The 19574-nt window shown below is 60.4% G+C and carries 18 protein-coding genes; 10 read left to right on the top strand and 8 right to left on the bottom strand.

Annotated features, from left to right (window positions below):
* Position 1 precedes the first annotated feature (1 nt).
* Complete coding sequence (gene sdhD, locus MRY17_RS08390; protein WP_003233245.1) at positions 2–370, bottom strand: succinate dehydrogenase, hydrophobic membrane anchor protein; 369 nt, start codon at positions 368–370, stop codon at positions 2–4.
* Positions 364–738, bottom strand: coding sequence for a succinate dehydrogenase, cytochrome b556 subunit (gene sdhC / locus MRY17_RS08385; RefSeq protein ID WP_181284652.1), 375 nt, complete (start codon positions 736–738; stop codon positions 364–366). Before sdhC ends, sdhD begins: the two co-directional genes overlap by 7 nt.
* A gap of 365 nt (positions 739–1103) precedes the next feature.
* On the opposite strand from sdhC, the gene gltA reads away from it, so the two are divergent.
* Positions 1104–2393: a citrate synthase gene (gene gltA / locus MRY17_RS08380; protein WP_003233249.1), complete on the top strand. Its 1290-nt coding sequence runs from the start codon at positions 1104–1106 to the stop codon at positions 2391–2393.
* A 253-nt stretch (positions 2394–2646) separates the two neighbouring features.
* Here gltA and MRY17_RS08375 read toward each other — a convergent pair whose 3' ends face one another.
* From MRY17_RS08375 to MRY17_RS08365, 3 genes are all read right to left on the bottom strand, one after another.
* On the bottom strand, positions 2647–4305 hold the full coding sequence (locus MRY17_RS08375) for a cation acetate symporter (protein WP_065949131.1): 1659 nt from the start codon (positions 4303–4305) through the stop codon (positions 2647–2649).
* Positions 4302–4613: a DUF485 domain-containing protein gene (locus tag MRY17_RS08370; protein WP_181284651.1), complete on the bottom strand. Its 312-nt coding sequence runs from the start codon at positions 4611–4613 to the stop codon at positions 4302–4304. Before MRY17_RS08370 ends, MRY17_RS08375 begins: the two co-directional genes overlap by 4 nt.
* 255 nt (positions 4614–4868) lie before the next feature.
* Positions 4869–5720: a glycine betaine ABC transporter substrate-binding protein gene (locus MRY17_RS08365; protein ID WP_057722692.1), complete on the bottom strand. Its 852-nt coding sequence runs from the start codon at positions 5718–5720 to the stop codon at positions 4869–4871.
* A 332-nt stretch (positions 5721–6052) separates the two neighbouring features.
* On the opposite strand from MRY17_RS08365, the gene MRY17_RS08360 reads away from it, so the two are divergent.
* Positions 6053–7606, top strand: coding sequence for a glycosyl hydrolase family 17 protein (locus tag MRY17_RS08360; protein WP_243353568.1), 1554 nt, complete (start codon positions 6053–6055; stop codon positions 7604–7606).
* A gap of 121 nt (positions 7607–7727) precedes the next feature.
* Here the strand turns inward: MRY17_RS08360 and MRY17_RS08355 are convergent, their stop codons facing one another.
* On the bottom strand, positions 7728–8096 hold the full coding sequence (locus MRY17_RS08355) for a hypothetical protein (RefSeq protein WP_181284649.1): 369 nt from the start codon (positions 8094–8096) through the stop codon (positions 7728–7730).
* A gap of 235 nt (positions 8097–8331) precedes the next feature.
* On the opposite strand from MRY17_RS08355, the gene MRY17_RS08350 reads away from it, so the two are divergent.
* Positions 8332–9630 carry a serine/threonine protein kinase gene (locus MRY17_RS08350; RefSeq protein ID WP_065949135.1) on the top strand — a complete coding sequence of 433 codons (1299 nt, stop codon included), beginning with the start codon at positions 8332–8334 and terminating at the stop codon, positions 9628–9630.
* Positions 9623–10411 carry an MlaA family lipoprotein gene (locus MRY17_RS08345; RefSeq protein ID WP_065884221.1) on the top strand — a complete coding sequence of 263 codons (789 nt, stop codon included), beginning with the start codon at positions 9623–9625 and terminating at the stop codon, positions 10409–10411. The genes MRY17_RS08350 and MRY17_RS08345 overlap by 8 nt, the downstream gene beginning before the upstream one ends.
* A gap of 55 nt (positions 10412–10466) precedes the next feature.
* Here MRY17_RS08345 and MRY17_RS08340 read toward each other — a convergent pair whose 3' ends face one another.
* Positions 10467–11381: a DUF808 domain-containing protein gene (locus MRY17_RS08340; protein ID WP_181284648.1), complete on the bottom strand. Its 915-nt coding sequence runs from the start codon at positions 11379–11381 to the stop codon at positions 10467–10469.
* Between the two features lie 135 nt (positions 11382–11516).
* Between MRY17_RS08340 and MRY17_RS08335 the strand changes: the two genes are divergently transcribed.
* Positions 11517–12122 (top strand): TetR/AcrR family transcriptional regulator, encoded by a 606-nt coding sequence (locus MRY17_RS08335; RefSeq protein ID WP_065894780.1) that lies wholly within the window; start codon positions 11517–11519, stop codon positions 12120–12122.
* Between the two features lie 127 nt (positions 12123–12249).
* Here the strand turns inward: MRY17_RS08335 and MRY17_RS08330 are convergent, their stop codons facing one another.
* On the bottom strand, positions 12250–12690 hold the full coding sequence (locus MRY17_RS08330) for a GlcG/HbpS family heme-binding protein (RefSeq protein ID WP_181284647.1): 441 nt from the start codon (positions 12688–12690) through the stop codon (positions 12250–12252).
* 256 nt (positions 12691–12946) lie between these two features.
* Between MRY17_RS08330 and gcl the strand changes: the two genes are divergently transcribed.
* The 5 genes from gcl to pyk all read left to right on the top strand — a co-directional run bounded on the left by gcl (position 12947) and on the right by pyk (position 19437).
* On the top strand, positions 12947–14722 hold the full coding sequence (gcl, locus tag MRY17_RS08325; protein WP_181284646.1) for a glyoxylate carboligase: 1776 nt from the start codon (positions 12947–12949) through the stop codon (positions 14720–14722).
* Positions 14723–14732: 10 nt separating this feature from the next.
* The gene (gene hyi, locus MRY17_RS08320) at positions 14733–15515 is read left to right on the top strand and encodes a hydroxypyruvate isomerase (RefSeq protein ID WP_243353567.1); all 783 of its coding nucleotides are present in this window, start codon (positions 14733–14735) and stop codon (positions 15513–15515) included.
* 16 nt (positions 15516–15531) lie between these two features.
* Entirely contained in the window at positions 15532–16575 is a 1044-nt protein-coding gene (locus MRY17_RS08315; protein ID WP_431768377.1) for a 2-hydroxy-3-oxopropionate reductase, read from the top strand.
* Between the two features lie 176 nt (positions 16576–16751).
* Entirely contained in the window at positions 16752–18032 is a 1281-nt protein-coding gene (locus MRY17_RS08310) for a glycerate kinase type-2 family protein (RefSeq protein ID WP_243353566.1), read from the top strand.
* Positions 18022–19437 carry a pyruvate kinase gene (gene pyk, locus MRY17_RS08305; protein WP_243353565.1) on the top strand — a complete coding sequence of 472 codons (1416 nt, stop codon included), beginning with the start codon at positions 18022–18024 and terminating at the stop codon, positions 19435–19437. The genes MRY17_RS08310 and pyk overlap by 11 nt, the downstream gene beginning before the upstream one ends.
* Positions 19438–19574: the final 137 nt, after the last annotated feature.

Below are 19574 nucleotides of genomic sequence, written 5' to 3'. Positions count from 1 at the left end.
ATCAGATACCCCAAAGAATCTGCACACCCCAGACGAAGTAAGCGAACATCGCGATGCCGCATACTGCCTGGAAGAGGAAACGGACTGCGGTCGCGGACTTGCCCAGCGCCATTGGCGTCAGGTAGTCGGTCGCGATGGTCCACATGCCGACCCAGGCGTGAGCGCCCAGGGCTACAAGGGCCAGCAGGCTGAAGATTCGCATCGCATTGTGGGCGAACAGGCCATGCCATTGCTCATAGCCGATACCCGGGTTTGCGACGAGGTATCCGATCAGGAAAATGAAATAAGCCGCGAGAACGACCGCAGACACACGCTGTGCCATCCAGTCATAGAGGCCCGAACGCGACAGATTCGTTACGCTGGTTACCATATCCAAACTCCTGCCAGAACGATCAGCACCACGGAAATGGCGATGATGATTTTCGAGCCCAGGCGGCCGCCTTCCAGCGTCTCACCGATGCCCATGTCCATGATCAAGTGGCGCACGCCGGCTACCAGGTGATACAGCAGAGCGGACAGGAGGCCCCATGCTACGAACTTGGCCAGCGGGCTGGTCAAGGTTGCCTTCACCTCGGCAAAACCTTCCTCGGAACCCAGGGATTTGCTCAATGCATAAAGCATGATGCCCAGGCCCAGGAACAGAATGATGCCGGAAACACGGTGCAGGAACGACGTAACGCCGGTGATGGGGAGTTTGATGGTCCTTAGGTCTAGGTTTACAGGTCGTTGGCTATTCACGGCTTTTTTTCACACTGAAGAGCCCCTAACAATCAGGGCAAAGTTGTTGGGGAGTGCGACTGGTCAGGTAAGCACCACCCAGGGAGTGCGACCCCCAATGAAAGCAAGCCCAAAAGCCCTTGGCGGTCGGTGGCCGAGTATAGACAGTTAGGTTACTAATGACAACGCGCACACCTCACCCTAATAGCTGATTGCGCTGACGGGATAAAAGGCGTAAATGGCAGGCAATTTCGACGAAAAAGTACGGTTAAAGCCTTCTGGAGCAAGACTTTAGGCAAATTGACATCTGGATTTATCTCACTATAGTGGTGCGGGCCCTGCGTGGGGGGTCTGTCTGATGATTTGAAGCATAAATAGGAGGCCACATGGCTGACAAAAAAGCGCAGTTGATCATCGAGGGCGCAGCCCCCGTCGAGCTGCCCATTTTAACCGGCACCGTTGGTCCCGATGTTATCGACGTACGGGGCCTGACGGCCACGGGCCGTTTCACTTTCGACCCAGGCTTCATGTCGACCGCCTCTTGCGAGTCGAAGATCACCTATATCGATGGCGACAATGGCATTCTGCTTCACCGCGGCTACCCGATCGAGCAACTCGCTGAACAGTCGGACTACCTGGAAACCTGCTACCTGCTGCTAAATGGCGAATTGCCGACAGCCGAGCAGAAAGCCCAGTTCGTCAGCACCGTGAAGAACCACACCATGGTTCACGAGCAGTTGAAGACCTTTTTCAACGGCTTCCGTCGCGACGCCCATCCGATGGCCGTCATGTGCGGCGTGGTCGGCGCCCTGTCGGCCTTCTATCACGACTCCCTGGACATCAATAACCCGCAGCATCGCGAAATTTCCGCGATCCGCCTGGTTGCCAAGATGCCGACCCTGGCCGCAATGGTTTACAAGTACTCCATGGGTCAGCCCATGATGTACCCGCGCAACGACCTTACGTACGCGGAAAACTTCCTGCACATGATGTTCAACACGCCGTGCGAGATCAAACCGATCAGCCCGGTGCTCGCCAAGGCCATGGACCGGATTTTTATCCTCCACGCCGACCACGAACAGAACGCCTCCACCTCTACCGTACGTCTGGCCGGCTCTTCGGGTGCCAACCCGTTCGCCTGTATCGCCGCCGGTATCGCCGCACTGTGGGGCCCTGCCCACGGCGGTGCGAACGAAGCCGTATTGACCATGCTCGATGAAATCGGCGATGTCTCGAACATCGACACATTCATCGCCAAGGCCAAGGACAAGAACGACCCGTTCAAGTTGATGGGCTTCGGTCACCGGGTGTACAAGAACCGCGACCCGCGCGCCACCGTCATGAAGCAGACCTGCGACGAAGTATTGAAGGAACTGGGCATCAAGAACGATCCGCAACTCGAACTGGCCATGCGCCTGGAAGAGATCGCCCTGACCGACCCGTACTTCATCGAACGCTCGCTGTACCCGAACGTCGACTTCTACTCGGGGATCATCCTCAAGGCGATCGGCATTCCAACCAGCATGTTCACCGTAATCTTCGCCCTGGCGCGGACCGTGGGCTGGATCTCCCACTGGAAGGAAATGCTCTCGAGCCCGTACAAGATTGGCCGTCCGCGCCAGTTGTACACCGGCTACGAGTCGCGTGACATCACCAAGTTGGAAGATCGCAAGTAGGCATTTGGCTGCAAGCTGTACTGAGAACGGCCTCCCTTAGCGGAGGCCGTTTTTATTTGTGTCGCCTGAGCTGGCCTCATCGGGGGCAAGCCCCCTCCCACACTGGATTGGGTTCACACATCTGAACGTGTGAATACAGTCAAATGTGGGAGGGGGCTTGCCCCCGATGAGGCCAGACCAGGCACCACAAATCTCCAGGCAAAAAAAATACCCCAGCCTTTCGACCGGGGCATTTCTCTATGCAGTGAAAAGCTTAGTGGTTAACCGCCCCACTCGCCCCCAGGCCAGTCTGCGAACGCACAAACTGCGGGAAGTACAGCGCACGCTCTTTCTCCGCCGCCGCCGATTTGTCGGTGATGGAGAAAAACCAGATACCCACGAATGCGATGATCATCGAGAACAGCGCAGGGTACTCGTACGGGAAGATGGCTTTTTCATGGTGCAGGATCGAAACCCAGATGGTCGGACCCAGGATCATCAGGCCAACGGCACTGATCAGGCCCAGCCAGCCGCCAATCATGGCGCCACGGGTGGTGAGGTTTTTCCAGTACATGGAAAGCAGCAATACCGGGAAGTTACAGCTGGCGGCAATCGAGAACGCCAGGCCGACCATGAACGCGATGTTCTGGCTTTCGAACAGGATCCCCAGGCCGATAGCCAACACCGCCAGGGCGATGGTGGTGATCTTCGACACGCGAATCTCGTCCTTCTCGTTGGCCTTGCCTTTCTTGATCACACTGGCATACAGGTCGTGGGACACCGCCGAAGCACCTGCGAGCGTCAAGCCGGCAACCACTGCAAGGATGGTGGCAAAGGCCACGGCCGAGATGAAGCCCAGGAAGATACTGCCGCCCACCGCGTTGGCCAGGTGCACCGCCGCCATGTTGTTGCCGCCGAGCAAGGCGCCTGCTGCGTCCTTGAACGCCGGGTTGGTGCTGACCAGCAGGATCGCGCCAAAGCCGATGATGAACGTCAGGATATAGAAGTAGCCGATGAAGCCGGTGGCATACAGCACGCTCTTACGCGCTTCCTTGGCGTCGCTCACGGTGAAAAAGCGCATCAGGATGTGCGGCAGGCCCGCAGTACCGAACATTAATGCAAGGCCCAGGGAGAACGCCGAGATCGGATCTTTCACCAGGCCGCCGGGGCTCATGATCGCTTCACCTTTGGGGTGAACCTTGATCGCCTCGGAGAACAGCATGTTGAAATCGAAGTTGACGTGCTTCATCACCATCAGCGCCATGAACGAGGCACCGGACAGCAGCAACACTGCCTTGATGATTTGCACCCAGGTGGTCGCCAGCATGCCGCCGAACAACACATAGAGGCACATCAGGATGCCCACCAGGATCACCGCAACATGGTAATCGAGGCCGAACAGCAGCTGGATCAACTTGCCCGCGCCGACCATCTGCGCGATCAGGTAGAACGCTACCACCACCAGCGAGCCACAGGCCGACAGGCTGCGGATCTGGGTTTGCCCAAGGCGATAGGACGCCACGTCGGCAAAGGTGTACTTGCCCAGGTTACGCAGGCGCTCGGCGATCAGGAACAGAATGATCGGCCAGCCCACCAGGAAGCCGATCGAGTAGATCAGGCCGTCATAGCCGGAGGTGAACACCAGTGCGGAAATCCCCAGGAAGGACGCCGCCGACATATAGTCGCCGGCAATCGCCAGGCCGTTCTGGAAACCGGTGATCTTGCCGCCGGCCGCATAGTAGTCGGCCGCCGAGTTGTTGCGCTTGGAGGCCCAGTAGGTGATGCACAACGTCGCGCCGACAAAGGCCACGAACATCAGGATCGCTGCAATATTCAGCGGTTGCTTGTGCACTTCACCGGTCAATGCATCGGCCGCCCAGACGGCGGGCGCAAAGACTGAAGCGCCGAATACAGCCAATAGACGACGGATCATTGCGCAGCCTCCTTGAGAATCGCATTGTTCAGGTCGTCGAATTCGCCATTGGCGCGCCGTACATAGATGCCGGTGAGGATGAAGGCCGAGACAATCAGCCCGACCCCGATGGGGATGCCCCAGGTGATGGATGAACCGGGGCTCAGCTTGGCACCCAGCACTTGCGGCCCGTAGGCGATCAACAGGATGAAGCCGGAGTAAAGCCCTAGCATGATCGCCGAGAGAATCCAGGCGAACCTTTCTCTTTTTTTCACCAGCTCCTTGAAACGCGGGCTGTTTTGAATCGAGAGGTAAATGCTGTCGTTCATTGTTTTTATCCTCGCAGCACAGCTTTTTTATTATTGGAACGTATCCACTGTATGCGGCTGTGGAAAGGGTTCCAGACGACCTTAGTAGTAGATCGAGTGTAGCGAGGGTTTGTGAGAGCGCAGAAACATTTGCGGGTGACGAAATAATGTGGGAGGGGGCTTGCCCCCGATAGCGATAGACCTGTCAGATCATCAACGACTGACACACCGCAATCGGGGGCAAGCCCCCTCCCACAGGGGTTTTATCAGGGTTTGTTATTTAGCGGTCCACTCGGCCACGCGTTCCGGGTGCTTGGCTACCCAATCCTTGGCTGCGGCATCCGGCTTGGCGCCTTCCTGGATGGCCAGCATGACCTCGCCGATTTCATCCTTGGAGGCCCACTGGAATTTCTTCAGGAAGGCTGCGACTTCCGGCGCTTTCTTCTCCAGGCCCTTGCTGCCGATGCTGTTGACGGTTTCAGCAGCGCCATAGATCCCTTTTGGATCGTCCAGGAAACGCAGTTTCCACTTGGCGAACATCCAGTGCGGCACCCAACCGGTGACCGCGATGGAGTCCTGCTTGTCTTCGGCACGGGTCAACTCGGCGATCATTGCGGCGCCCGAGCTGGCTTGCAGTTTGTAGTCGAGCCCGTATTGCTTGATGGCCTCGTCGGTCTTGAGCATCACGCCTGAGCCGGCGTCGATACCGACGATCTTGTTCTTGAAGGTGGTGTCGGTCTTGAGGTCTTCGATGGACTTGGCCTTGACGTACTCCGGCACGATCAAGCCAATTTTTGCATCCTTGAAGTTGGGGCCGTAGTCGACCACCTTGTCCTTGTTCTTGGTCCAGTATTCGCCATGGGTCACCGGCAGCCAGGCGGACAGCATGGCGTCGAGCTTGCCGGTGGCCACGCCCTGCCACATGATCCCGGTGGCGACCGCCTGCAGTTTCACGTCATAGCCGAGCTTTTGCTTGATCACTTCAGCAGCCACATGGGTGGTGGCCACGCTGTCGGACCAGCCATCCACATAGCCGATGCTCAGGGTTTTGCTGTCGGCACTGGCCAGTGTGGAGCCCATCGCAACTACCAGCGTGGCAGCTGCGCCCAAGAGTCGTCGCATCTTCATATTACTTCCCCGAAAGTGCTGCGCCCGACGAATGCCGAGCGACGTCAACCTGTTGTTATACGGTGCACCGCGCCCCCTTCACGCGCATCGATCCGGTTGCTGAGGCATCAGTGGAGTACTGACAGTTTTATCATCAACCTGCGTAGGCCTTTGCCCTGCTCTGTCAGCGACCTTGGTTGAGCAAGAAACGACATCACATCGCCAGCAGGGTGTTTTGCAAGCGTTATCGTCAGAATCCCGCCCGAAGTTTGCATGTCAAAATTATGCAGCCGCACTGGCAAACGCCAAATCCGGGTAAGATGCGCGCCTTTGCTCTCCCAGATAAGCCGACCATGCCCGCGACTGCCCGCTTTCCTGCCCAGCCCTATTTTCTTGCCTTGATCCTGGGTGTGCTCGCCCTTGTCGGCTACTGGTACGGCCTCGGCCGGCCGGTGGTGCTGCCGGATGTGGCGAGCGCCAGCCACAAGCTGCAATGTGCGTCCTATACGCCCTTTGACAAGGACCAATCGCCGTTCGACCAGCCTTTCCAGCTGCGTCCCGAACGCATGGACGCCGACCTGGCCCTGCTGGCCACCCGCTTTGAATGCATTCGCACGTATTCCATGACCGGCCTGGAAGCTTTGCCGCAGATGGCGCGCAAGCATGGGCTGAAGGTGATGGCCGGGGCCTGGGTGAGCAGCGACCCGGTGGCGACTCAAAAGGAAATCGACGAGTTGATCGCCGCTGCCAATGCCAACCCGGACGTGGTGACCTCGGTCATCGTCGGCAACGAAGCGCTGCTGCGCAAGGAAGTCACCGCCAGGCAGCTGGTGACGCTGATCCAGACGGTCAAACGCCAGATCAAGCAGCCGGTCACCTACGCCGATGTGTGGGAGTTCTGGCTGCAGCACCCGAAAATCGCTCCGGCGGTGGACTTCCTGACCATCCACCTGCTGCCGTACTGGGAAGATGAGCCGTCCGGCATCGACCAGGCGCTCAAGCACGTAGGCGATGTCCGCCAGACTTTCGGCCACAAGTTCGCGCCCAAGGACATTCTGATCGGCGAAACCGGCTGGCCCAGTGAGGGACGCCAGCGCGAAACCGCCGTGCCGAGCCGGGTCAACGAAGCCAGGTTCATGCGCGGTTTTGTCGCCATGGCCGAAGCCAACGGCTGGCGCTACAACCTGATTGAAGCCTTTGACCAGCCGTGGAAGCGCGCCAGTGAAGGTGCGGTGGGCGGCTATTGGGGGCTGTTCGATGCAGACCGACAGGATAAGGGCGTCCTCGCAGGCCCCGTGACCAATGTGCCGTACTGGCTGCTGTGGCTGGGCGTCGGCGGGATGATTCTGTTGGGGACATTGGTGTTCGGTGGACGGGTTCGGACAGTTCGTACGGCCATTGCCCTGCCTTTACTGGGCGCGGTTGCCGCATGTTCCATCGGCACCTGGGCTGAACTGACCCGCGTTACCGCACGCTTTGCTGATGAATGGGTATGGGCCGGCTTGCTGCTGGTGTTGAACCTGCTGGTACTCGCTCACTCCGCCCTGGCGCTCAGCGTGCGTGATGGGTGGCGTGAGCGAGCCTTCAACTGGCTGGAGCAACGCGCCGGGTGGCTGGTGGCAATCGCCGGGTTTGCTGGCGCTGTGATGATGCTGGCGCTGGTGTTCGATCCGCGTTATCGCAGCTTTCCAAGCGCGGCGCTGGTGCTGCCGGCCCTGGTGTACCTGGTGCGCCCGGTGAGCGGGCCGCGTCGGGAGATGGCGCTGCTGACCTTTATCATCGGTGCCGGCATTGCACCGCAATTGTACCGTGAAGGTGTGCTGAATCAGCAGGCCTGGGGTTGGGCGGTGGTGAGCCTGCTTATGGTTGCAGCCTTGTGGCGTTGCTTGCGGGTGCGCAAGGCTTAACACCGCCATCGGGGGCAAGCCCCCTCCCACATTTGACCGTATTCACAAATAGAAATGTGTGAATCCAATCAAGTGTGGGAGGGGCGGTGCGACGGTTCGACTTGCCCCCGATAGCGATCTATCAGGCGACGCGCGGCTTCCTCACCAACCGCAACCCCGCAATCACCACCGCAAACACCGCAAACGTGGTGTTGTACAACGCCAGCGCCGGCACCCCGAACACCAACCCCAACACCGCCAGGCCCCAGCCCGCACGGCCCGGCACGCAAAACCCCAGCACCGACGTGATCAACGCCGCCCAACCCAGCACCTTGAAATGAATCATCAACCCCAGGTTCGAACGCACCTGGCATTCCCAGCGGCTGGCTTCATCAGCACAAATGCCGACCCACTGCCCGTCCTCCATGAAGCCGTACCGCGCGGCATAACTGGCCGCCAACCACAACGGCAGGGCAATAAGCAGCAGGATCAATGGCAAGCGACGGGACATAAGGCACTCCGATAGGCAAAAACGGCGCTCAGCTTAATCCCACAGCGGCCGTTAGCAAGGTGTCTACGCAGATATCTGTTCATCAATGCGTGGCAAAGTGTATCGTCTGCCAGCTATTACTCCGATTTCGACGCTTTTTTCCGAATTTTCGTGCCGAGGGCTGGCACTTCGGTGGCAACGCGGTGGTCATAGCCTGCGAATTTCATTCAGCACCTTTCCTCTTAGGGATCAAGTCATGCTCCGTTCCTTGCGCTGTGCTGCCTTGCTGGGCAGCCTTTTTTTGAGTGCGTCAGCACTGGCCGTCGATATCGACCAGGCCAGCTATGGCTACCCTTTGACGAACCCGTTCGAAGCGACCATCGCCACCACTCCGCCCGATCTTCGGCCCACCTTGCCGACTGACGAGGAGATCAATCAATCCGATTACACCTTGAACATGCGCCCCGAGCGCGAGTTCAGCCTGCCGGACAACTTCTGGGCGGTGAAGAAGCTCACCTACCGCATCGCCAAGCAGGACCGCGCCGCGCCGCTGATCTTTCTGATCGCCGGCACCGGTGCGCGCTTCGACAGCAGCATCAACGAATACCTGAAAAAGCTGTATTACCAGGCCGGTTACCACGTGGTGCAGTTGTCATCGCCGACCAGCTTCGACTTCATCAGCGCCGCTTCACGCTTCGCCACCCCGGGTATCACCCAGGAAGACGCCGAAGACATGTACCGGGTGATGCAGGCCGTGCGTGCGCAGAACGCTTCGTTGCCGGTGACTGACTTCTACCTCACCGGCTACAGCCTGGGCGCCCTGGATGCAGCCTTTGTCAGCAAGCTCGACGAAACCCGTCGCAGCTTCAACTTCAAGAAAGTGCTGCTGCTCAACCCGCCGGTCAACCTCTACACCTCGATCACCAACCTCGACAAGCTGGTCCAGACCGAGGTCAAGGGCATCAACAACACCACCACCTTTTATGAACTGGTGTTGAGCAAGCTGACCCGCTACTTCCAGCAAAAGGGCTACATTGACCTCAATGACGCCCTGCTCTATGACTTCCAGCAGTCCAAGCAGCACCTGACCAACGAACAGATGGCCATGCTGATCGGCACCTCGTTCCGCTTCTCGGCCGCCGACATCGCCTTTACCTCGGACCTGATCAACCGCCGCGGCCTGATCATTCCGCCGAAGTACCCGATCACCGAAGGTACCAGCCTCACGCCGTTCCTCAAGCGTGCCCTGCAGTGCGATTTCGACTGCTACCTCACCGAACAGGTGATCCCGATGTGGCGCGCCCGTTCCGATGGCGGCAGTCTGCTGCAACTGGTGGACCAGGTGAGCCTGTATGCGCTCAAGGATTACCTGCACGCCAGCCCGAAGATCGCCGTGATGCACAATGCCGACGACGTAATCCTCGGCCCGGGCGACCTGGGTTTCCTGCGTAAAACCTTCGGCGATCGCTTGACCGTCTACCCGCTGGGCGGCCACTGCGGCAACCTCAATTACCGCGTCAACGCCGACGCCATGCTGGAGTTCTTCCGTGGCTAAATATCTTCTGCTGCTTGCCGCACTGATGTGCGCAGGCGTGGCCAATGCCGACAACAGCAAGGCCCACGAACCGGTCAAGGTCGACGCCGACGGTTTCAAGGAACCGTTGACCAAACTCAAGTTCAACGCAGGCCTGGACCAGCGTGAATTCGAGCGCTCGTCGTTGACCGCGCTCAACGTCTATGACCCGCTGGAGTCGTGGAACCGCCGCGTGTATCACTTCAACTATCGCTTCGACCAGTGGGTGTTCCTGCCGGTGGTGGACGGTTACCGCTACGTCACCCCAAGCTTCCTGCGCACCGGCGTGAGCAATTTCTTCAACAACCTGGGCGACGTGCCCAACCTGTTGAACAGCCTGCTGCAACTCAAGGGCCATCGCTCCCTGGAGACCACCGGGCGCCTGCTGGTCAACACCACCATCGGCATCGCCGGCCTGTGGGACCCGGCCACCGCCATGGGCCTGCCGCGCCAGAGCGAAGACTTCGGTCAGACCCTGGGTTTCTACGGCGTACCCGGCGGTGCCTACGTGGTGCTGCCGATCTTCGGCCCGTCGAACCTGCGCGACACCGGTGGCCTGCTGGTGGACTACACCGCCGAGTCGCAGATCAACTTCCTCAACGTCTCCGAAGTCAGCTCCAACCACCCGGAAATCTGGGCCCTGCGCGCCGTGGACAGGCGCTACCAGACCAGCTTCCGCTATGGGCAGATGAACTCGCCGTTCGAGTATGAGAAGGTGCGCTACATCTACACCGAATCGCGCAAGTTGCAGATTGCCGAGTAAACGACACACACAAAAAAGGCCATTCAATCGAATGGCCTTTTTTATGCCTGTTACTTCATGCCCTGAACGCTTTCCAAACCTTGCCGACCACGCTGACCACGGCCAACACGACAGCCCCTGCAATAATCCCCGCCACCGCATTCAACAACGTCGGCATCAACCACGCCAGTGCCCCGCTGTTCTGGCTCACGGTTTCGATCCAGTGATGCACCACCGGCACGCCATGGGTGAGAATACCGCCGCCGACCATGAACATCGCCGCCGTACCGATCACCGACAGGCTCTTCATCATGTAAGGCGCCGCAGTGAGGATGGCGCCGCCGATACGGCGCGCCACTTGCCCCGGTTTCTGTGTCAGCCACAAACCCAGGTCATCCAGCTTGACAATGCCCGCCACCAGCCCGTAAACGCCTGCGGTCATGACGATGGCGATGCCCGACAGCACGATCACCTGTTGCGTCAACGCCGCATCGGCCACGATACCGAGGGTGATGGCAATGATTTCGGCCGACAGAATAAAGTCGGTGCGGATCGCGCCTTTGATCTTGTCCTTCTCGAACGCCACCAGGTCAGTCGCCGGGTCGGCCACCGCTTCGGTCAACTGCGCGTGTCCGGCCTGGTCTTCGGCCTTGCTGTGCAGAAATTTGTGCGCGAGTTTTTCGAAGCCTTCGAAACACAGGTAGGCGCCGCCCAGCATCAACAGCGGTGTCACCGCCCACGGGGCAAAGGCGCTGATCAACAATGCGGTCGGCACCAGGATCAACTTGTTGACAAACGAGCCCTTGGCCACCGCCCACACCACGGGAATCTCACGCTCGGCGCGCACACCGGAGACTTGCTGGGCATTGAGCGCCAGGTCATCGCCGAGCACACCCGAAGTCTTCTTCGCCGCCATTTTTGTCATCAGTGCAACGTCATCGAGTACCGCGGCGATATCGTCGAGCAAAACCAACAAGCTGCTTCCTGCCATGAATCGAGTATCCGTCAAGTAAGAGATCAGGCGAGCATAGCGCGGCGCACGGCTGAGCGGGCACATTGTTGAGGCGCGCAGATGGCCGGTGCTACCATGCGCAACCGCCTGTCATGGCAAGGAAATCTCTGGTTTATGAGCAGCATTCGCGAGCGCAACAAAGAAAAGATCCTGCGGGCGGCAAGCGAGGAGTTTGCCGACAAGGGCTTCGCCGCGACCAAAACCAGCGACATCGCCGCCAAGGCCGGGCTGCCCAAGCCCAACGTCTACTACTACTTCAAGTCCAAGGACAACCTCTATCGCGAGGTGCTCGAGAGCATCATCGAGCCGATCCTGGCCGCTTCCACGCCCTTCAACCCCGAGGGCGACCCCAAGGAAGTGTTGAGCAACTATATCCGCTCGAAAATCCGCATCTCCCGCGACCTGCCGTTTGCCTCCAAGGTGTTCGCCAGCGAAATCATGCACGGCGCGCCGCACCTCAGTGCCGAGCAGGTCGAACAGCTCAATGCCCAGGCCAGGCACAATATCGACTGCATTCAGAGCTGGGTGGAGCGCGGCCTCATCGCGAAGATCGAGCCTAATCACCTGATGTTCAGTATCTGGGCGGCGACCCAGACTTATGCGGATTTCGACTGGCAGATCTCGGCGGTGACCGGCAAGGCCAAGCTGGATGAAGCCGATTATGAGGCGGCGGCGCAGACGATTATTCGGTTGGTGCTCAAGGGGTGTGAGCCGGACTGATAGACCGCAGTGCCTGTGCCAATCGGGGGCAAGCCCCCTCCCACATTTGACCGCATTATCAAAGTGAACATCGGTGAAGTGTGGGAGGGGGCTTGCCCCCGATGAGGCCCTGACAGTCACTCAATACTTAAGCGGACACCCCGGCATCCGCCATCAACCCCACCCCTTCAATCGCCGTGATCGCGCACTGCTCGTCAATATCCGACGTATCCCCGCTGATCCCGATTGCCCCCAGCACCACGCCGTCCTGATTTCGAATCAACACCCCACCCGGCGCCGGCACCACACTGCCCTGCCCCAGGCTGTTCAGCGCTGCGATAAACGCCGGACGTTGCTGCGCGTCCAGCGCCAGCAAACGTGAACCCTTGCCCAGGGCAATCGCGCCCCAGGCTTTGCCGATGGCGATCTGCGGGCGCAGCAGGCTGGCGCCGTCTTCGCGTTGCAGGGCGATCAGGTGCCCGCCGCTGTCGAGCACGGCGATGGTCAGCGGCGCGGCGGCAATGGTGCGGCCCGCAGCAAGAGCCTGGCTGGCCAGTTGGGTGGCAATCTTCAAGGTTAAAGCGCTCATGGTGCCGTCCTTCTTTTGTTATTGGGAATACGGTGGAGCCTCTGTTTGATCAGATGCCTGATCAAACAAATAGAACACAATGATGTATATTTTTGTATACAATATTTTCACACAAACCTCCCATACGTCGAAAAAAGTGATTCAGACGAACGCGAAGGCCAGTTTATGAAATGCATTGACCTGCGCATCTCGCCGTGAATACACTTTGCGCAGACACCACTTGTATACAATTACAAAACGCAAGAGGCACAAAATTATGAGCAAAATGAGAGCAATCGAAGCCGCCGTCCTTGTGATGCGCCGTGAAGGGGTGGACACCGCCTTCGGTATCCCAGGCGCCGCGATCAATCCGTTGTATTCGGCCTTGCAGAAGGTGGGCGGCATCGATCACGTCCTTGCTCGCCACGTTGAAGGCGCCTCACACATGGCCGAGGGTTACACCCGCACCAAGGCCGGCAACATCGGCGTGTGCATCGGCACCTCGGGACCGGCGGGCACCGACATGGTCACCGGCCTGTACAGCGCCTCGGCCGATTCGATCCCGATCCTGTGCATTACCGGCCAGGCACCTCGCGCACGGATGCACAAGGAAGATTTCCAGGCCGTGGACATCACCAGCATCGTCAAGCCAGTGACCAAGTGGGCGACCACCGTTCTGGAACCGGGCCAGGTGCCCTACGCGTTCCAGAAGGCTTTCTATGAGATGCGTTCCGGTCGCCCGGGCCCGGTGCTGATCGACTTGCCGTTCGACGTACAGATGGCCGAGATCGAATTCGACATCGACGCCTACCAGCCACTGCCCCTGGCCAAGCCTTTGGCCACCCGCATCCAGGTGGAGAAGGCCCTGGCAATGCTCGACCAGGCTGAACGCCCCTTGCTGGTGAGCGGTGGTGGTGTGATCAACGCCGACGCCAGCGAGTTGCTGGTGGAATTCGCCGAGCTGACCGGTATCCCGGTGATCCCGACCCTGATGGGCTGGGGCACCATCCCCGACGACCACCCGCTGATGGTGGGCATGGTCGGCCTGCAGACGTCCCACCGGTATGGCAACGCGACGATGCTCAAGTCCGACGTGGTACTGGGGATCGGCAACCGCTGGGCCAACCGTCACACCGGCTCGGTGGAGGTGTACACCGAAGGGCGCAAATTCATTCACGTCGACATTGAACCTACACAGATCGGCCGCGTGTTTACGCCGGACCTGGGCATCGTGTCCGACGCCGGTTCCGCGCTGACGATGTTCATCGAAGTGGCCCGCGAGTGGAAAGCCGCCGGCAAGCTCAAGGACCGTAGCGCCTGGCTGCACGACTGCCAGCAGCGCAAGGCCACCCTGCACCGCAAGACCCACTTCGACAACGTGCCGGTCAAGCCGCAACGGGTGTACGAAGAGATGAACCAGGTGTTCGGCAAAGACACCTGCTACGTCAGCACCATCGGCCTGTCGCAGATTGCCGGCGCGCAGTTCCTGCATGTGTACAAGCCACGTCACTGGATCAACTGCGGGCAGGCCGGCCCCCTGGGCTGGACGATTCCGGCGGCGCTCGGGGTGGTCAAGGCCGACCCGAGCCGCAAGGTGGTGGCGTTGTCCGGCGACTATGACTTCCAGTTCATGATCGAAGAGCTGGCCGTCGGCGCGCAGTTCAAGCTGCCGTATATCCACGTGGTGGTGAACAACTCCTACCTGGGTCTGATCCGCCAGGCGCAACGCGGCTTTGAAATGGACTACTGCGTGCAGCTGTCTTTCGACAACCTCAACGCCCCGGAACTTAACGGCTATGGCGTCGACCATGTGGCCGTCGCCGAGGGCCTGGGTTGCAAGGCGCTGCGTGTGTTCGAACCGGGCCAGATCCAGCCGGCGCTGCGCCGCGCCCAGGAAATGCTCGAAGAATTCAAGGTGCCGGTGATCGTTGAGATTATTCTGGAACGGGTGACCAATATTTCCATGGGCACCGAGATCAACGCCGTCAACGAATTCGAAGACCTGGCCCTGGTCGGCAACGACGCACCGACCGCCATTTCCCTGCTCGATTAAGGAGAACCCTATGCCGCGCTTTGCCGCCAACCTGTCCATGCTGTTTACCGAACAGGATTTCCTTGCCCGCTTCAAAGCGGCCGCCGATGCCGGCTTCGAAGGTGTGGAATACCTGTTCCCGTATGAATTCAGCTCTGCCGACATCAAGGCGCAGCTCGACGCCAACGGGCTGACCCAGGTGCTGTTCAACCTGCCGGCCGGGGACTGGGCCAAAGGCGAGCGCGGCCTGGCCTGCCACCCCGATCGGGTCGAGGAGTTCCGCGCCGGGGTCAAGCTGGCCATCGCCTACGCCCAGGTCCTGGGCAATACCCAGGTCAACTGCCTGGCGGGCATTGCGCCGCAAGGCGTGGATGACGAAACCGTGGAAAAGACCTTCGTCGCCAACCTCAAGTACGCCGCCAACGCGTTGCAAGCCGCGGGCATCAAGCTGGTGATGGAGATGATCAACACCCGCGACATTCCCGGGTTCTACCTGAACAACACCGCCCAGGCCCTGTCGATTCGCGAGCAGGTGGGCAGTGACAATCTGTTCCTGCAGTACGACATCTATCACATGCAAATCATGGAAGGCGATTTGGCCCGGACCATGGCGACGCACCTGGGGGTGATCAATCACATCCAGCTGGCGGATAACCCGGGGCGTAATGAGCCGGGGACGGGGGAGATCAATTACCGGTTCCTGTTCGAGCATTTGGATCGGATTGGGTACGCGGGTTGGGTTGGCTGTGAATACAAGCCGTTGACCACTACCGAAGCGGGCCTTGGCTGGCTCAAAACCCACAACGCCATCTAACAGACACCGGCAGCTTATGTGGAGGGGGCTTGCCCCCGATAGCAGTGGTTCAGTCACATCATCTACACCTGACACACCGCAATCGGGGGCAAGCCCCCTCCCACATTGGACCGGCAGTGTCTGGCAGGCCTCAGCAAGTCTGCTATCGAATAAAAAAGAGGATTTGATCATGGCTAAAATCGGATTTATCGGCACCGGCATCATGGGCCAACCCATGGCCGCGAACCTGCAGAAAGCAGGGCATCAACTGTTTCTCTCCGAGCATCACGGCAAAGCGCCCGCCGAGCTGATTGCTGCTGGCGCGGTGGCGCTGGCCAACCCGCAGCAAGTCGCCCAGGAAGCCGAATTCATCATCGTGATGGTGCCGGATACCCCGCAGGTCGAAGACGTACTGTTCCGTGCCGACGGTGTGGCCGCCGGCCTGTCGGCCAATAAAGTGGTGATCGACATGAGTTCGATCTCCCCGACCGCCACCAAGGCGTTCGCGGCCAAGGTCAACGAGACCGGCGCGCAGTACCTGGATGCGCCGGTGTCCGGCGGTGAAGTCGGCGCCAAGGCCGGCACCTTGAGCATCATGATTGGTGGCGAACCGCAGACGTTCGAGCGCGCATTGCCGCTGTTCCAGGCCATGGGCCAGAACATCACACTGGTCGGCGGCAACGGCGATGGCCAGACCGCCAAGGTCGCCAACCAGATCATCGTTGCGCTGAATATCCAGGCGGTGGCCGAAGCACTGCTGTTCGCCTCGAAAAACGGCGCCGACCCGGCCAAGGTGCGTGAAGCGCTGATGGGCGGTTTTGCCTCCTCGAAGATCCTGGAGGTGCATGGCGAACGCATGATCAAGGGCACCTTCGATCCGGGCTTTCGCATCAATCTGCACCAGAAGGATCTGAACCTGGCCCTGGCCGGTGCCAAGGAACTGGGGATCAACCTGCCGAACACCGCCGGCACTCAGCAAGTGTTCAGCACCTGTGCCGCGCTTGGCGGCGGCAACTGGGACCATTCGGCGCTGATCAAGGGCCTGGAGCATATGGCCAATTTCTCGATTCGCGACAAGTAACCCACCTTGGAATGCAATCCAGTGTGGGAGGGGGCTTGCCCCCGATTGCGGTGTGTCAGGTATGGATGATGTGACTGAAACACTGCTATCGGGGGCAAGCCCCCTCCCACATTTAGCCCTCATTTCATAGCTGGATTGTTGCGTCTCTAATAACAAGAATCTCCCGGAGCCCGCTTATGTCGGTCGATCCGCAACACCTGCTTCGCGAGCTGTTTGCCACAGCCATCGACGCCGCCCACCCCCGGCAAGTTCTTGAACCTTACCTGCCCGTCGACCGCAGCGGCCGTGTGATCGTGATCGGCGCCGGCAAGGCCGCCGCCGCCATGGCGCTGGTCGTGGAGCACTGCTGGCAGGGCGAAGTCAGCGGCCTGGTCGTCACCCGCTACGGCCATGGCGCACCGTGCAAGAAAATCGAAGTGGTCGAGGCCGCGCATCCCGTGCCCGACGCTGCCGGCCTGGCCGTGGCCAAACGCGTGCTGGCACTGATCAGCGATCTGAACGAAGACGACCGCGTGATCTTCCTGCTCTCCGGTGGCGGTTCCGCCTTGCTCGCCCTGCCCGCCGACGGCATTACCCTGGCCGACAAGCAAGGCATCAACAAAGCCCTGCTCAAGTCCGGCGCCACCATTGGCGAGATGAATTGCGTGCGCAAGCACCTCTCGGCGATCAAGGGCGGACGCTTGGCCAAGGCCGCGTGGCCCGCCACGGTGTACACCTACGCGATTTCCGATGTGCCGGGCGACCTGGCCACGGTAATCGCCTCCGGCCCCACCGTCGGTGACCCCAGCACCTCGCAACAGGCCCTGGCAATTCTCAAGCGCTACGGTATCGACGTCCCGGCCTCGGTGCGCAGTTGGCTGCAAGACCCTGCCTCGGAAACCGTCAAGCCCGGCGACCCGCTGCTCGCCCGCAGCCATTTCCAATTGATCGCCCGACCGCAGCAATCCCTGGAAGCGGTGGCGGTGAAGGTGCGCCAGGCCGGTTTCAGCCCGCTGATCCTCGGCGACCTCGAAGGTGAAGCGCGTGAGGTAGCCAAGGTGCATGCCGGCATCGCCCGGCAAATCGTGCAGCGCGGCCAGCCGTTGGCGGCGCCGTGCGTGATCCTCTCCGGCGGTGAAACCACCGTCACCGTGCGCGGCAATGGCCGTGGCGGGCGCAACGCGGAGTTTTTGCTCAGCCTGACCGACAGCCTCAAGGGCCTGCCAGGCGTGTACGCCCTGGCCGGCGACACCGATGGCATCGATGGCTCGGAAGACAACGCCGGCGCGCTCATGACCCCGTGCAGCTACCGCCGCGCCGAAGCCCTGGGCCTGAGCGCCAGCGACGAGCTGGATAACAATAACGGCTACGGCTATTTCGCCGCCCTGGGCGACCTGATCATCACCGAGCCGACCCGCACCAACGTCAACGACTTCCGCGCCATCCTGATCCTTGAGACCGCCAAACATGACGCCTGACAAGAAGGTCAAAATCCTCGCCACCCTGGGCCCGGCCACCGATGGGATCGACGACATCCTCAAGCTGGTGCAGGCCGGGGTGAATATCTTTCGCCTCAATTTCAGCCACGGCGATCACGCCGATCACGCGCAGCGCTACCAGTGGATTCGCCAGGTTGAGCGCCAACTGAATTACCCACTGGGCATCCTCATGGACCTGCAGGGGCCCAAGTTGCGCGTCGGGCGCTTTGCCGAGGGCAAGGTGCAACTGGTGCGCGGTCAGGCGCTGCGCCTGGACCTGGATGAGACACCGGGCGATCAACGTCGGATCAACCTGCCCCACCCGGAAATCATCGCGGCACTGCAACCCGGCATGGACCTGTTGCTGGACGACGGCAAGCTGCGCCTGCGCGTCATCGCCGCACATGCCGACGCCATCGACACCACCGTGCTCAATGGCGGCGAGCTGTCCGACCGCAAAGGCGTGAACGTGCCACAGGCACTGTTGCAACTCAGCCCGCTCACCGCCAAGGACCGTCGCGACCTGAGCTTCGGCCTGGATCTGGGCGTGGACTGGGTGGCGCTGTCGTTCGTGCAGCGCCCGGAAGATATCCGCGAAGCCCGCGCGCTGATCGGCGACAGGGCATTCCTGATGGCCAAGATCGAGAAGCCCTCGGCGGTTCAACAATTGCGCGAAATCGCCGAATTGAGCGATGCGATCATGGTGGCCCGCGGCGACCTGGGCGTTGAAGTGCCGGCCGAAAGCGTGCCGCACATCCAGAGGGACATCATCAAGACCTGCCGCCAACTGGGTAAACCGGTGGTGGTGGCGACGCAGATGCTCGAATCCATGCGTTTCTCTCCGGCACCGACCCGGGCCGAAGTCACCGACGTAGCCAATGCGGTGGCTGAAGGCGCAGACGCGGTGATGCTGTCGGCCGAAACCGCCTCGGGCGAGTACCCGCTGGAAGCCGTGCAGATGATGAGCAAGATTATTCGCCAAGTGGAAAATGGCCCGGATTACCAGGCCCAGCTGGATGTCAGCCGCCCAGGGGCAGATGCCACGATGTCGGACGCCATCAGCTGCGCGATCCGCCGCATCAGCAGCATCCTGCCGGTGGCGGTGCTGGTGAACTACAGCGAGTCGGGCGCCTCCAGCCTGCGCGCGGCCAGGGAGCGGCCGGTGGCGCCGATCCTCACCCTCACGCCGAACCTGTCCACGGCGCGGCGCTTGAGCGTGGCGTGGGGAGTGCACTCGGTGGTCAATGACCGGCTCCGGCAGGTCGATGAGGTGTGTTCCACCGCGCTGGAGATCGCCCAGGCCCAGGGCATGGCGCAGCGTGGGGATACGCTGGTGATTACTGCGGGGGTGCCATTTGGGCAGTTGGGGTCGACCAACTCCTTGCGTATCGAAACCCTGATTTAACGTCTGTTCGGGCCTCATCGGGGGCAAGCCCCCTCCCACACTTGATTGGGTTCACATAGTTGCGATTGTGAATGCAGGCCAATGTGGGAGGGGGCTTGCCCCCGATAGGCACAACTCGGTCTCATTGACGCCCCCCC

Origin of the sequence: Pseudomonas orientalis, assembly GCF_022807995.1 — a bacterium.
GTDB classification, from domain to species: domain Bacteria; phylum Pseudomonadota; class Gammaproteobacteria; order Pseudomonadales; family Pseudomonadaceae; genus Aquipseudomonas; species Aquipseudomonas orientalis_B.
This window is presented reverse-complemented; position numbering and strand designations above follow the sequence as displayed.